This window comes from Fictibacillus enclensis (assembly GCF_001457035.1).
In the GTDB taxonomy this organism is placed as follows: Bacteria; Bacillota; Bacilli; order Bacillales; family Fictibacillaceae; genus Fictibacillus_C; species Fictibacillus_C enclensis.
The window spans coordinates 1,272,335-1,286,978 of sequence record NZ_KQ758617.1; the positions used below are offsets into that span (position 1 = coordinate 1,272,335).

At 40.3% G+C, this 14,644-nt stretch carries 14 protein-coding genes; 10 read left to right on the forward strand and 4 right to left on the reverse strand.

Annotated features, from left to right (window positions below; all coding sequences use genetic code 11):
- Positions 1-185: 185 nt before the first annotated feature.
- The gene (locus AS030_RS06670; protein ID WP_061969726.1) at positions 186-617 is read right to left on the reverse strand and encodes an ASCH domain-containing protein; all 432 of its coding nucleotides are present in this window, start codon (positions 615-617) and stop codon (positions 186-188) included.
- Between the two features lie 522 nt (positions 618-1,139).
- On the opposite strand from AS030_RS06670, the gene AS030_RS23510 reads away from it, so the two are divergent.
- From AS030_RS23510 to AS030_RS06685, 4 genes are all read left to right on the forward strand, one after another.
- A complete protein-coding gene (locus AS030_RS23510; RefSeq protein WP_156412559.1) occupies positions 1,140-1,304 on the forward strand; it encodes a hypothetical protein in 165 nt (54 codons plus the stop codon).
- A 253-nt stretch (positions 1,305-1,557) separates the two neighbouring features.
- Entirely contained in the window at positions 1,558-3,090 is a 1,533-nt protein-coding gene (locus AS030_RS06675) for a spore germination protein (protein WP_061969728.1), read from the forward strand.
- 28 nt (positions 3,091-3,118) lie between these two features.
- Positions 3,119-4,198 carry a Ger(x)C family spore germination protein gene (locus AS030_RS06680; RefSeq protein ID WP_061969730.1) on the forward strand — a complete coding sequence of 360 codons (1,080 nt, stop codon included), beginning with the start codon at positions 3,119-3,121 and terminating at the stop codon, positions 4,196-4,198.
- Positions 4,199-4,224: 26 nt separating this feature from the next.
- The gene (locus AS030_RS06685; RefSeq protein ID WP_061969732.1) at positions 4,225-5,322 is read left to right on the forward strand and encodes a GerAB/ArcD/ProY family transporter; all 1,098 of its coding nucleotides are present in this window, start codon (positions 4,225-4,227) and stop codon (positions 5,320-5,322) included.
- A 147-nt stretch (positions 5,323-5,469) separates the two neighbouring features.
- On the opposite strand, the gene AS030_RS06690 is transcribed toward AS030_RS06685, so the two are convergent.
- Positions 5,470-6,354, reverse strand: a complete 885-nt coding sequence (locus AS030_RS06690) for a LysR family transcriptional regulator (protein ID WP_061971598.1) — start codon at positions 6,352-6,354, stop codon at positions 5,470-5,472.
- Between the two features lie 275 nt (positions 6,355-6,629).
- Between AS030_RS06690 and AS030_RS06695 the strand changes: the two genes are divergently transcribed.
- The 5 genes from AS030_RS06695 (at position 6,630) to AS030_RS06715 (ending at position 10,391) form a co-directional block, all read left to right on the forward strand.
- Positions 6,630-7,208 (forward strand): UbiX family flavin prenyltransferase, encoded by a 579-nt coding sequence (locus AS030_RS06695; protein ID WP_061969734.1) that lies wholly within the window; start codon positions 6,630-6,632, stop codon positions 7,206-7,208.
- A gap of 2 nt (positions 7,209-7,210) precedes the next feature.
- Complete coding sequence (locus AS030_RS06700) at positions 7,211-8,629, forward strand: non-oxidative hydroxyarylic acid decarboxylases subunit C (protein ID WP_061969736.1); 1,419 nt, start codon at positions 7,211-7,213, stop codon at positions 8,627-8,629.
- 14 nt (positions 8,630-8,643) lie between these two features.
- Positions 8,644-8,874 (forward strand): non-oxidative hydroxyarylic acid decarboxylases subunit D, encoded by a 231-nt coding sequence (locus AS030_RS06705; protein WP_061969738.1) that lies wholly within the window; start codon positions 8,644-8,646, stop codon positions 8,872-8,874.
- An 87-nt stretch (positions 8,875-8,961) separates the two neighbouring features.
- Entirely contained in the window at positions 8,962-9,414 is a 453-nt protein-coding gene (locus AS030_RS06710) for a pyridoxamine 5'-phosphate oxidase family protein (RefSeq protein WP_141687033.1), read from the forward strand.
- A 101-nt stretch (positions 9,415-9,515) separates the two neighbouring features.
- Complete coding sequence (locus AS030_RS06715) at positions 9,516-10,391, forward strand: LysR family transcriptional regulator (RefSeq protein WP_061969743.1); 876 nt, start codon at positions 9,516-9,518, stop codon at positions 10,389-10,391.
- A gap of 189 nt (positions 10,392-10,580) precedes the next feature.
- On the opposite strand, the gene AS030_RS06720 is transcribed toward AS030_RS06715, so the two are convergent.
- Both AS030_RS06720 and AS030_RS06725 read right to left on the reverse strand, forming a co-directional pair.
- The gene (locus tag AS030_RS06720) at positions 10,581-11,495 is read right to left on the reverse strand and encodes a DMT family transporter (RefSeq protein WP_061969745.1); all 915 of its coding nucleotides are present in this window, start codon (positions 11,493-11,495) and stop codon (positions 10,581-10,583) included.
- Positions 11,496-11,687: 192 nt separating this feature from the next.
- Positions 11,688-12,581 carry a LysR family transcriptional regulator gene (locus tag AS030_RS06725; protein ID WP_061969748.1) on the reverse strand — a complete coding sequence of 298 codons (894 nt, stop codon included), beginning with the start codon at positions 12,579-12,581 and terminating at the stop codon, positions 11,688-11,690.
- Positions 12,582-12,805: 224 nt separating this feature from the next.
- Here AS030_RS06725 and AS030_RS06730 point away from each other — a divergent pair, with 224 nt between their 5' ends.
- Positions 12,806-14,623 carry an assimilatory sulfite reductase (NADPH) flavoprotein subunit gene (locus tag AS030_RS06730; protein WP_061969750.1) on the forward strand — a complete coding sequence of 606 codons (1,818 nt, stop codon included), beginning with the start codon at positions 12,806-12,808 and terminating at the stop codon, positions 14,621-14,623.
- Positions 14,624-14,644 lie beyond the last annotated feature (21 nt).

A 14,644-nucleotide genomic window follows, 5' to 3' on the forward strand; every position in this document is an offset into this window, starting at 1 on the left:
TAGAAATCAGAATCAAAAGAAAATAGGAATCGCACTTATTTCTAATAAATAAAAGGTAAGTCACTTTGTAATATAGAAAAGGTAAGTACAAAAATTCATGTTGCTGCCGACGTCGTTCGGGTTCGGCTTGGGGTCCTTCTTACCCATGTGAACCTCCGGTTGGTGTCTTCGGGGGCTATCAGCTCCTATAAAATTAAAACATGCTCCCATAATCCTAGCCTTCCCTTTGCTGGAATAAATTCATCCAGCATCTGCATATCCTCAACTACCCAAGCATAACCTCCTACTCTAAAGTCACCCATAAAATAGTCATTCCCTGATACGATTCGACCGTCCTCCAGAATGGCCCATGTCTCATTGTTTTCAGTTACCTTCAAACAATCTACAAGTTTGCATACAGCAATGATCTGGCCAGTTGGAAGATTCTCTGGTGTGTATCCGTGCTTACCAAGCAACGACTTTATGGCTTTATGGTTAGAGACGTCTTTATCTATTTTTTTACTTGTGTGAATGGCAAGTGGCCCCCTATAATTCGTTCTCCATGACCTTGTTTCATATGTTGCCTCTCTAAGGACAAAAAGGCTTGCCCATGGCTGGATCATTGATAAAACCTTCATTCTGACAGCCTCCAACCTATAGAAGTTTATTTTGAATATAGGGTGTCCCTGTATAGGAATATTATGAGCAAAAGGCAGAATATCAGTTCACGGAGATCCAATTTATGGAGCATGAGTCATGACCAGTGATCATTAATATCATATATTAATCAGCGAACTATTTTTGTTGGGTTTTTACAAACTAACTAGATGTGATAGGGCACGAACTTACACATGGAGTGACCCAGTTCACAAGTGGGCTAGAATATGAAAGCAGCCTGGAGCTTTAAACGAACATCTCTCGGATGTTTTTAGGATTGCTATACTCCACGCACACACCAAAGTACAAACATTAAGGCGTTACATTTTTAGTCTTACGTAGTTGTAAATATCGATGAATAGATGTTCTTACCATTGATGATTTCGAGGATTTTGTGTGGATTTGGGTCATGCGCAAAATTACAACAGATATAAAAGTAGAGGATGATCAAGGAACTGATATTAAGATTATACTGAAATAGTAGATAATGAGGGCATAAATCAATGAAGTTTAAAAAAGGTTTGAAAGAAAATGATGATACACTAATAAACAAACTGTTTGAACAAAATGAGGGTTGGGTTAATGTATGGACCAGTTTAAATGAGTATCCTGAATTAGGTATAAAATTGAGGGGAGCATTAGAGTTTAAACTCCATTCGATGATTTAAGAGAGCCTTTTGGCTCTTTTTATTTTGAAAAAGTTTTAACTTTGTAAATATGTGTTTTGCTGTCCGACCCTACCCCTATAGGGATTATTTCTATTAGGATCATGGTCCTTTGCTTACTCTAAGCTATATTAATATTATGTAAACTGGAGAGGATAAAGTTTTCACTTATTATATAACGGATTTACATAAATATGGGAATGCCTTCCCATAATATAAAAGGATATGAATTCCTTTGTAATAGGGAGGTGATTAGATGTTCAAAAAACGAAGGATGAGAAATAATAAAGACAAACAGGCCGTGACTGAGAATTCACAAGATATTGGCAAGCTGTTTGCTAAGGTTAAAAAATCCAGTGATTTTAAACAATTTCCACTTACGGATGAAGCGGGACATTTAATCATTTCTTACTACAATACACTGGTCGATCAACAACAACTCCAACTGAAAATTTTAATGGTTTTCCGAGAGACCCCTTATGAACTAGACAGGCTAGAGAAAATTGATGACATAAAGAAAATCATCGCAATAGAAGATATTGTAATAACGGATAATCGGAAAGAAGCTGAATCAAAGTTACTTAAAGGGTATGCGATACTTCAAATGAAGGAAAATGACCAAAGGGTTGCTTTAATTCACTTATCTAATGATAAAGCTGGATTGCGTGAACAAAATAACGTTGAAAATGAGTTTAGTGTAGTGGGGCCACAAATTGGGTTTCTTGAGAATATTGATGTAAATATACATTTATTAAGACAACAAATAAATACAACTGATCTAATTACGAAGGAAGTAAACATTGGTTCTACTTCAAATACTCGAGTTATTATTGCTCACATTGATGGGATTACGAGTGAGCAGCATGTTAATACCATGACCCAACGGCTTCAAAATATTGATTTTGATGTCATTTTTGATACTTCTCAGCTGCATCAATTTATAGAAGATAATTCCCTTACACCGTTTCCTTTGCTTCTTCCAACTGAACGTGTGGATAGGGCGGTTCAAGCTCTTATTAATGGACAAGTAGCTGTTTTAAGTAGTGGGTCGCCATATGTCGTTACAGGTCCTTCTACGATCATTGATTATTTTATTTCACCTGAAGATTACTTTCTCCCATGGATTCTTGGATCTTTTTTTCGTTTTATACGGGTATGCAGTGTCCTTTTCTCCATTTTTGGAACATCTATTTATATAGCCGTTATCACTTACCATTACGAGATGATTCCAAACGATTTATTCGGTTCACTTAGTATTTCTCGTTATAATGTCCCGTTTCCGCCGGTATTAGAGGTGATTTTTCTGGAATTAACGATTGAACTATTACGTGAAGCGGGAGTCCGGTTACCTACAAAGGTAGGACAAACATTGGGAATAGTGGGCGGTATTGTTATCGGACAAGCGTCAGTTGAGGCGTCCCTTACAAGTAATGTCTTACTCATTATAGTCGCCTTATCTGCCTTAGCTTCCTTTACTACTCCAATTTATAAAATGTCGAACACTATACGTTTTTTACGTTTTCCTTTAATTCTCTTCGCATCTATTTGGGGGGGACTAGGTATCGTTATCGGGATTGCCTTTTTAATCATTCACCTTACACGTTTAGAATCTTTAGGAACACCCTATACCGTTCCATTTTATCCTTTTAGACCTGAGGATTTAAAGGACAGCCTGATCCGTTCCTCTTATAGTAAAACATCCAAAAGGCCAAATTATTTACGTCCTAAATCAATTTGGAGATACCACCCACATAATCACAAAAAAAAGAAAAGTGATTTTGATGAATAATGAGGAAAGGATAATAAAGGTGAATTAAATGAAATTATGTTTTCTGTTAACTTTTAGCTTAACTTTCTTATTATCAGGGTGTGGTATACATGAGAGGATCATAGATGAAGTTCAAATAATTGAATCTCTAGGATATGATCGGGAAGAAGGCAAAGTTAAAGGAATTGCTATTTATCCTACTTTCGCAGAGAAGGGAAATGTCAAATTAAAGATTTATAAAACGGTGTCTGATTCATATGAAGACATAATCCCGAGAATGAATGCAAAATCAGCCTATCCTATTGAGACAGGAAAATTAGATTTTGTATTGTTCGGCAAGGAATATGCCACACAAGGGATCGAAGATGTTATCACTAATTTTGCCCGAAATCCAAATACGGCGAGTCGAATGCAATTGGGCATTGCTGAAAACAAAGCAGAAGATATACTTCAAGCCAGTAAACATGTGAATCTTTCATTCCATTTAAGTGAAAAAATAAATCAAAACATTGAAAGTGGTAATTTGCCAAAAATGAATCTGCACATGTTTTTGAACAATTTTCATCAAGAAGGGAGAGATCCAATTTTACCTTACTTTATCCTAGAGGAAAATCAAATTAAAATTGACGGGTTAGCTTTATTAAAAAACGACAAGTACATACATCATATTAATTTAAGACAGTCCTTAATTCTAAAAACATTAATCGACGGGTCTCAAAATGGACAATATAAAACCAAAATCACGCAAAATAAAAAGAAAGGTTTTATTCTCTTGAAAAACATGGATGCAAAAACTACATATACTGTTGAGAAAAGCGAAGGCATTCCGAGTATATTCATCGATATAACCATCCATGGAGAGATTGAAAAAGCATCATCCAGGTTTGATTTGAAAAAAGATAAAGATATTGTAAAATTGGAACGAATTTTAAATGAACACTTTAAGGAAGAGGTCCAACGTTTAATTTCACTGGCACAAGGATACAATGTAGATCCCATTGGGTTGGGAGAAAAGGTTAGAGCCAACTCAAACAAATGGGACTATCAACGGTTTATGGACATATACCCAAAAGTAAAAACCACTGTACATACAAATTTTCAAATCCTAAATACAGGTATTGAAGAGTAAGTCTACATGATAAGAGGAGGAACCACGTGAAATCATTACTAGACGAACGACATTTAGTATCTTCCTTTTACGTTTTCTTTCTGATCTATACGAATATTATTGGCATAGGAATCATGAGTTTTCAACGAGATATAACGAAGGATGCAGGTTATGATGCATGGATTTCCATCATTTTATCGAGTATTAGCATTCATATATTAGTTTGGATGATCTATCGTATTCTTGGAATTGCTAATAATGATATCATACATGTTCACAAATTTTGCTTTGGAAAATGGATTGGCGCACTGTTCAACATTTTTGTGATTTTCTACTTTCTTATATTAGCGTTAATTGTTTTCCGTGTTTATATTGAAGTTGTTCAAGTTTGGCTGTTTCCCTTAATGAAGACCTGGCAAATAAGCCTGATTCTTCTAGTCCTCATTTATTACATTGTATCCGGCGGATTCCGCGTGATTACTGGAATGTGTTTCTGGGGAACTATCCTACCCTTAATTATCCTGTTTCCCCTTAATTTTTTTTCATTGGAATTTGCCGATTTTCACAATTTATTACCCGTCTTTAACCACTCTCTGAAGGAAATCGTATCATCCTCTAAAGCTATGTTGTTTCAGTATGTTGGCTTTGAGACCTTATTCATGTTCTACCCATTCATAAAAAATCCAGACAGATCACAAAAATGGGCCCATTTTGGACTTTTGTTCTCAAGCTTACTTTATCTAATAATAGCACTCATCACATTTGTCTTCTTTAGTGAAGGACAATTAAACCATACAATATGGCCAACATTAGCTCAAATGAAAATTGCGAAATTCAATCTAGTAGAAAGAGTCGAATTTATCGTTGTTTCGATTTGGTTACTTCTCATATTACCCAATGTCAGTGTGAAAATATGGGCAGGATGTCGTGCTATTAAGAAAGTAATAAATGTGAAACAACGTATAAGTCTGGTCATTGTACTGGTCCTATTCTTTATTATATCCAATGTGCTCAAAGAGAGGATTCAAATAGAGCGATTGAATGAAATGTATTCAAACATTGCTTTTTATTTTGTGTATCTATATATCCCTTTTCTCTTTTTGTACATCCATATTAAGCATAAAATAACTAAGGGCGGGTTTTAGTCATCATCGAGAATAGAAAGACACGCAGTATATGTTCCGTACACAAGTTCACCCTTTGGAACGCGAACAATACATGAGCATGTATTAAAAAGACGAAACCCCCTGATACCTTTGGTGTCAGGGGTTTTTTCTGTGTTTGGGTGCTTCTCATCCTTTCGATGCCAGGTACTCAATCAGCTTTCTGCCTGCCTTTGACATATATTTGTCCCTCATCCAGACAATCGCCGGCTTTGCCTGCAGAAAAGGTTCTTCAATGGTGAGCACCTTGAATTTTCCATCATATGCCTGATGGATTTCCGAGCGGGGAATGATGGTCATCCCCATGCCGGTGGCTACAAAGGTCAGGATGGTCGAGATATCCGGTCCGTCCAAAACCACCTGAGGTTGAAGATCATAGTGATGAAAATGGGAAAGAATATTTTCGTAAATTCCTATTCCGGATCTTCTTTTTCCCAAGAGGAGATCCTGTTGGGCTACTTCTTTCAGGCGGATAGAGTCTTTAGGAAAGAGATTCTCCCATTGTCTTGGGATAACCGCTACAAACGGGTCTTCCTCCAGCGGAACGATTTCATAATCGCGTCCTTCGACTGGAAGTAAAAGGAGCGCAATATCAATCATATTCTGCTGCAGAAGTTCTTCGAGATAATACGTATCGCCATTGAAAATCTTCACATACACTTTCGGAAATTCATTATGAAACTGAGTTAAATGGGGGGCAAGGTGAGAAACACAAATAGTTGAAGTGCCAATGGTGACCGTTCCTGTAATGCCTTCTTTTATTTCCGACAATTCTCCTTTAATGGAATCAATCGACTGAAGCAGCTGTTTAGACCGCTCATAAAGTTTCTGACCGGCTTCTGTTACCTGCCACTGTTTTCCTTCACGAATGATTAAAGGTACCCCGAGCTCTTCCTCCAACTGTTTGAGCTGCAGACTTAATGCCGGTTGGGCAATATGCAGGATCCTAGCAGCTTTTGTTATCTGTTTTTCTTCTATGATGGTTTGAAAATAGCGGAGCTGACGAATATCCATAAGTTCTCCTTTAACTTTATCATTGCGGGCTAAAATGCATTTATCATATTCAGATTGAGCAGACGCCATTTAATTTGCGATCACCAGAAATAGGAGTCCGGAAGTATCCCGGATTCTTATTTTTTGAACAATGGAATTCTGCCTTTAGTATTCCACATCCATAAGTAAAACATATGCATTGCATAAAATATATATATTTTTTTTATTAAAATAGGGAGAGTATACTTATTTCTGTAGAACACGCGATACGTTAAGAGCGAGAAAGGTGGGAACAAATGAGAATTATAGTTGGTATTACTGGTTCGACGGGCGTCGTTTTTGGCATTCGCATTCTTCAGCTGTTAAAGCAGGCGAATGTAGAAACCCACCTGGTGATGTCCGCGTGGGCAACAGCTAACATTCCTTTTGAAACATCCTATACCGTGAAGGAAGTAGAAGCAATGGCTGATTTCAGCTATTCCTACAAAGATCAGGCAGCCAGGATTTCCAGCGGCTCCTTCCTGGTTGATGGCATGATTGTGGCACCATGCAGTATGAAATCACTGGCTTCCATTCGCATGGGGCTTGCGGATAACCTACTGACACGTGCAGCGGATGTCATGATGAAAGAAAGAAAAAAACTTCTTTTAATGACTAGGGAGACTCCGTTGAATACCATTCATCTTGAAAATATGATGGAACTTTCCCGCATGGGCACAATCATTTTTCCGCCCATGCCTGCATTCTACAATCATCCACAAGATCTTGGAGATATGGTAGATCATATTGCTTTTCGGGCGTTAGACCAGTTCAATATTCATTTATCTGAAACAAAACGCTGGGAAGGTATGAAACCTAAGAAACAGGAGGACTAATAATGGCCTATAAAGATTTTCGTGATTTCCTTGCGACATTAGAAAAAGAAGGGCAGCTTCTTACCATCAATGATGAAGTGAAGCCTGAACCGGATATTGCTGCAGCAACCAAAGCGATGAGCAAGCTTGGCGCAGAAACTCCGGCTATGCTGTTTGACAACATTTATGGATATAACGATGCTAAAGTAGCCATGAATGTAATGGGCTCTTGGCCAAACCATGCCCTGATGATGAGTTTGCCAAAAAATACACCGTTAAAAGATCAATTCTTTGAATTTGCCCGTCGTTATGATCAGTTTCCAATGCCTGTTCAGCGAGAGGAAACCGCACCATTTCATGAAGTCGAAATTACAGAAAACATTAACCTTTTTGATATTTTGCCGTTGTTCCGTTTAAACCAGGGAGACGGAGGGTTTTATATTGATAAAGCGTGCGTGATCTCACGTGACCTTGATGATCCGGAGCACTTCGGAAAGCAAAATGTAGGTATTTACCGCATGCAGGTTAAAGGGAAAGACCGATTGGGAATCCAGCCGGTTCCTCAGCATGATATTGCCATTCACCTGCGCCAGGCTGAAGAACGCGGTGAAAACCTGCCTGTTGTGATTGCGCTTGGCAACGAACCGGCCATTACAACAGCAGCGGCTACGCCGTTACATTACGATCAATCTGAATACGAGATGGCCGGTGCGATTCAGGGAGAGCCATACCGTATTGTAAAAGCGAAAGATTCAGATCTCGATATTCCTTGGGGAGCAGAGGTTGTTCTTGAAGGAGAGCTTTTGGCAGGTGTCCGTGAATTTGAAGGGCCGTTTGGTGAATTCACCGGCCACTATTCAGGAGGAAGAAGCATGCCGGTTATAAAGATTAACCGTGTTTATCACCGTCAGAATCCGATATTTGAACACCTTTATATTGGAATGCCTTGGACAGAAACAGATTATATGATTGGTATTAATACAAGCGTGCCTTTATACCAGCAATTAAAAGAAGCATTTCCTAATGAAATCCAAGCGGTAAATGCCATGTACACTCATGGACTGGTCGCGATTATTTCCACCAAACGCCGGTACGGCGGGTTTGCGAAGGCAGTGGGAATGCGCGCCTTAACCACGCCGCATGGCTTGGGGTATTGTAAACTGGTAATTGTTGTTGATGAGGATGTAGATCCGTTTAACCTTCCTCAGGTCATGTGGGCCCTTTCGACCAAGATGCATCCAAAACACGATGCGGTGATCATTCCGGACCTTTCCGTCCTTGCACTGGATCCAGGTTCATCACCTTCAGGGATCACTCACAAGATGGTCCTCGATGCCACTACGCCTGTGGCGCCTGAAACAAGAGGCCACTACTCACAGCCACTTGATTCTCCGCTTAATGTTGAGAAGTGGGAACAACGTTTACGAGAATTATTACGATAAAAGGAGTGTTGGATATGCATACTTGTCCTCGATGTGAATCAAAGAAAGCCGAAGTTGTATCAAAGTCACCGGTGGAAGGTGCATGGGAGGTTTATATGTGTCCGGTTTGCATTTTTACATGGCGTTCCATTGAGCCTGAAACCATCACGAATCCTGAAAAATATAATCGTGCGTTTAAGGTGAACCCGGCTGACATTCCATTTGCAGAAAATGTTCCTGCTCTTCCGGCAAAGTATATAAAATAATAAATGTAGTAAAACGCAGGGCTAGTCTGTTTTCAGACTAGCCCTGTCCTTAAATCTATTGATTTTTTTGAAAGGACGTGCAGATCTTTGGGACTATCGGATGAATTGTATGAACTACTGAATGGAGAGAATCTAGAGAATAAACAGCATGAGGCGATGCTTTTAATGACAGTAACGGAGGATGGCTGGCCGCATAATGCGATGGTCAGTGCAGGAGAGGTTGTTGCCCTCGACAAAGAAAATTTGCGACTGGCACTATGGCCAGGAACCACGACAACCAAAAATTGCATCAGAACGAGAAAGGCTACATTAGTAGCGGTCTATAAGGGTAGGGTTCATTATACCCGCCTTGCAGTATCCCCATTGGGTATACTCGAAGGCACAAAGCATCCGCTGGAGCGTTTTTCAGCCAAAATAGAGTTTTATAAAGAGGATCAGGCGAAATATGCAGACATCACTTCGGGAATACAAATCTCTTTAAAGGATCCATCCGCGGTACTTTCAAGGTGGAAAGAAACCATTCAAGAAACATTGCGATAATAATGAGACTGCGTTCTGCAGTCTTTATTGTCGAAGTTTGATGAAAATAATTCATTTAATGTGTTATATTATGAGAATAACTAATATAAAGAGGGATTAATTTGTCGATAGCAAAATACGAGATCTTTCAAACAGTAATCGAACTAGGCAGCTTAACAAAAGCAAGTGAATCGTTAAATATCTCCCAATCCGGGGTAAGTCATGCCATTTCCAGCCTGGAAAAGGATTTGGGTTTTTCCTTGTTAACCCGAAACAAAGCAGGCATCAGGCTAACCGTAAACGGTGAGCGAATGCTGCAGTATATCAGGGAGATTCTGCATTTAAATGAAAAAATGCTTCAGGAGGCCGCGGAAATAAAAGGACTTGAAATTGGGACCGTGAGAATTGGCACATTTTCATCTGTTTCTGCCGTATGGCTTCCTGGTATAATAAAAAAGTTTACCGATCAATATCCTCATATCAAAGTAGACATTGCGGAAGGGAAACAGGAGGAAATTTCTCGATGGATTTCTCAGGGGATCATAGATTTTGGTTTTTTGATGCTGCCTGCAGCGGATTTGGAGATTTTCCATTTAAAAAAAGAGCCGTTATATTGTGTTGTTCCGGAAACCCATCATCTTGGTGCTGAAAAATCTATTAAGCCAAATGCACTCATAGAAGAGAAGCTGGTTCTCCAAAATTCTACACTTAAAACCATCCGCAACCTGTTTAAAACAAATAAACTTTTCCCTGAAATTTCGTTACAATTAGATGATGAACAGGCTGTGATTGCAATGGTGAAACACTCACTTGGTGTTGCCATCCTTCCGGAAATTGCATTGCATCACCTTCCAGAAGGTGTAAAAAAAATACCTCTCTCAGATGATCGGGCCATTTCCTCGATTGGGATTGGTTCCTTATCCTTTAAAAGTCTTCCACCCGCTGCCGAAAAATTTATTGCCGCATCGACGTTATGGTTAAACGAACATTTTACATAAATATCATGATGTTTAACAGTTTACGTTAACTCTGCTGTACCAACTGCAGACTAGGTGTTTTGTGGGTCTATAGCTTAAGGGCAAAGGATGGAAATACCATCAACCTTGTAAAGGTTACAAAATTGACTTCCCTTTCTTTGTCGTGTCATGAATGATCACTTTAGGGTCGAAATAAATCACTTTTTCTATTTATTTATGAGCATGAAGACTTGCTCTTGTTCTCTTGGTGAGCATCACCGGCTTCCGATTTACGAGATAGATACTTACGATGATTAGAAAGAGGCCAGCCAGTTGGTAATAGGTAAAAGGTTCATCCAAAAACAAAATACCAATCAAAATGGAAATCAAGGGAACGAGAAAATTAAAGGAGGCGATCTTGCTGGCATTTCCATTAGAGATCAAGTGGAAATAAATGAGCCATGCGATGGCGACTGAAAATAATGCCAGAAACAATAGCGTCAGCAGCAATGGTGTGCTCCAGACGATGCTAGAGAAGCCTTCATAGCCGCTTCCGACTCCCGTCATGATCAAACCGCCAAAGATGCTTTGGATGGTGATCAGCCAGATGCCATCGACCTTCACACTGATTCTCTTCATATAAACCGTGCCAACCGCCCAGCTAAAGGCAGTGAGAATTCCCAATACAATTCCGATGGAGGATATATGAGAAGACAGACCTCCAAGACTGATTGTTGCCACACCTGCAAAGCCGAGCAACAGCCCGGTTAACTTGAGGGCAGTCATCGCTTCCCCGACCCACAGCCAGGCGATAATGCCGATCAGTACAGGTTGCAGGTAGACGATCACACTGAACAGTCCCGCAGGAACGAAAAGAAGGCCAATCGTTTGAAGACCATAAAAAAGCACAGAGTTAAACAGACCAGAAATAAAGTACATTTTCCACTTTTCACTAAAGTGAAGCTTGTCCAAACGATTCAAAGAAAAAAGAAACAGCAAAATGCCTGCACCGAGCGAGCGAAAGCCGGATAAAAGGATGGGAGGACAGTCATTCAAAGCGACCTTTGAAATCGGCCATGTGACCCCCCAGGTCATGACCAGAACAGCAATAAAAAATGCATTTAACCATGGAGACGTTTTTTTCATAGAGCGCTCTCTCCCATTTTAGAAAAACATTTAAGTATGTAAAATATAATCTTATTCTCTGACATTCAGGTTAGAATTGCAATAGATTTAAATTAAACTACGCGTTCTCTAAACTTAATTGAAAGCATAGTCAAGTGTTATTACTGTAAAAAAAGACACAGATTACGATGTGTCTTTTTCGTGTATCTTCTATTAAATTGCAGAAGGGTACGCTTGATGAATGACCTGCAAAAAAGCGGAGACGTTTCTGTTTTCTTGGGCCAGCGGGGCAAAAATATAGGAAAGCTTACGGTGAAAGGAGTGCTGGTCAATTTTGATGATGGATAGATTACCAGATTGCAGGTCCCTCTCAATCACACTTTTTGATAGAAGAGAAAGCCCAAGGCCGTGAATCACTGACTCTTTAATGCCTTGATTGGAGCTGATTGTAAGAAGCGATTTTGTCTTCAAACCGTTGGAGCGGATCACATGATTTAAATAATCGCGTGTCCCCGAACCCGCTTCCCTAGATACCCATGCCTGGTTTTGCAGATCATCCATGGTGACACTTTCTTTGGAGGCAAGCGGGTGATTTGGAGAGGAAACGATAAAGAGTTCGTCCTTCATGAAAGGGTGGACGGAAACTTCTTTTTCATTTGTCTGTCCTTCGATTAATCCGAAATCCACCTTATAGTTTCGGACAGAGGACACAATTTCTTCCGTGTTCCCGATCAGCACCTGAAGCTCCAGCTCAGCGTGGTTTTTTTGCAGCTGATACAAGAGCGCAGGGAGAATATATTCACCAATGGTAAAACTGGCTCCAATCTTCAGTTCACCCTTTATGGTTGTGTGGTGCTCAAGGATTTGCTGCCTCGCTTGTTCATAAATGGTCAAAATCTGTTTTGCACGGTCGTATAAAAGTTCACCGGTTGGCGTGATTTGAAGAAACTTCGGCGACCGGATGAACAGCTGGGTTCGAAATTCCTTTTCCAGGTTTTTAATGTGCAGGCTGACGCTCGGTTGTGACATCCTGAGCCGTTCGGCGGTCTTCGTAAAGTTTTTTACTTCTGCCAGGGTAACAAATGTTTTTAAGGCATCATAATACATAATGAAAAACGTCCCCATCGATTAGGATTTTTAATAGTAATAATAATTAATATGTATTTTACTAATGTTATGGTCTGAGGTAAAGTAGATACTGTAAATTTTTTTAAGGGTTCTGACTATTTTTAAGATTAAAACCGACTTAATAGATCGATTTAATTTTAGTCTTAGTAGGGTGAAACCTTAATTCATAAAATGACGGGAAATTTAAATGTGAGGTGTTATCATTGCAACTTCAGGCAACAAACAGTCCATTTACCCAGGAGCAGGCAGAGCTGCTTAACCAGCTTTTGCCGAACCTGACAGAAGCTCAAAAAGTATGGCTTTCCGGCTTTCTTGCTGCATCCCAGGCGATGCCTTCAGCAAACGGCGAAACTTTGCAAGCGGTTCCTGCACCAGTATCTCAACCGGTATCAAAAGAAATTACCATTCTTTACGGATCACAAACCGGAAATGCCCAAGGTATTGCTGAAAGCAGCAGCAAAACCTTGAAGGAAAAAGGGTATGATGTGACTGTTTCATCCATGAGTGATTTTAAACCCAATCAATTGAAAAAACTTAAAAACCTTTTAATCATCGTCAGTACCCATGGAGAAGGAGATCCTCCGGACAATGCAATTTCTTTTCATGAATTTGTCCATGGCAAACGTGCTCCGCAGCTTGAAGACCTTCATTTTTCCGTATTGTCTCTTGGCGACAGCTCTTACGAGTTTTTCTGCCAGACAGGAAAAGAGTTCGATAAAGTGCTCGAAGATCTTGGCGGAACTCGCCTGACGCCTCGTGTGGATTGTGACCTTGATTATGATGAGCCGGCGGCTGAGTGGATTTTGAACGTGGTGGAATCATTAAATGATACACAGGAAGAAGCGGTCAGCAGTGTTTCATCAGCGAATGTTCCTGCAACCTCCGGGGAATCGCAATACTCTCGAACCAATCCATTTCAAGCTGAGGTACTTGAAAACATCAACTTGAATGGACGTGGATCGAATAAAGAAACACGGCATCTCGAAATCTCTCTTGAAGGCTCCAATTTATCCTATGAACCGGGAGACAGCCTGGGGATTTATCCGGAGAACGACGCCGTTTTGGTCGATATGCTTCTGGATGAGCTCAAATGGAATCCAGAAGAAATCGTCACTGTAAACAAGCAGGGCGATGTAGCACCTTTGAAACAAGCGCTGATTACCAATTTTGAAATTACGGTTCTCACCAAGCCGCTTCTTCAGCAGGCAGCGCAATTTACCGAAAATGAAAAACTTCATGAAATGTTGTCGGCTGGACATGAAGAAGAATTGAAAAACTACCTTTCCGGCCGCGATCTGCTGGATCTGATTCAGGACTTTGGTCCGTGGGCAGCTTCACCGCAGGACTTTGTCAGCATGCTGAGAAAGATGCCTGCCCGTTTGTATTCCATTGCCTCAAGCCTTGAAGCCAATCCGGATGAAGTTCATCTTACCATTGGCGCTTTAAGGTATGAATCGTTTGGACGAAACCGGAACGGTGTATGCTCCATTCTTTGTGCGGAGCGGCTGGAGCCTGGTCACACGCTTCCGGTTTACATCCAGCATAACCAGAATTTCAAGTTGCCTGAAAATGGCGAAACACCGATCATTATGGTTGGCCCCGGAACAGGGGTGGCACCATTTAGAGCCTTTATGCAAGAGCGTGAGGAGCGGGGAGCAGAGTGGAAATCCTGGATGTTCTTTGGCGATCAGCATTTCGTCACCGATTTTCTCTATCAGACAGAATGGCAAAAATGGCTTAAAGGCGGTGTTTTGACGAAGATGGATGTGGCCTTCTCCCGTGATTCTGAGGAAAAGGTATACGTTCAGCACCGCATGCTTGAACAGAGCAAGGAATTCTTCCAGTGGCTTGAAGATGGAGCGGTTCTCTATATTTGTGGAGATGAGAAAAACATGGCCCATGATGTACATGAAACATTGATCGACATCATTGAGAAAGAAGGAAACATGACACGCGAACAAGCGGAAGACTATGTGGCCCGTATGCAGCAGGAAAAACGATATCAGCGTGATGTGTATTAAGCGGGAACAGAAAGGAGTTTT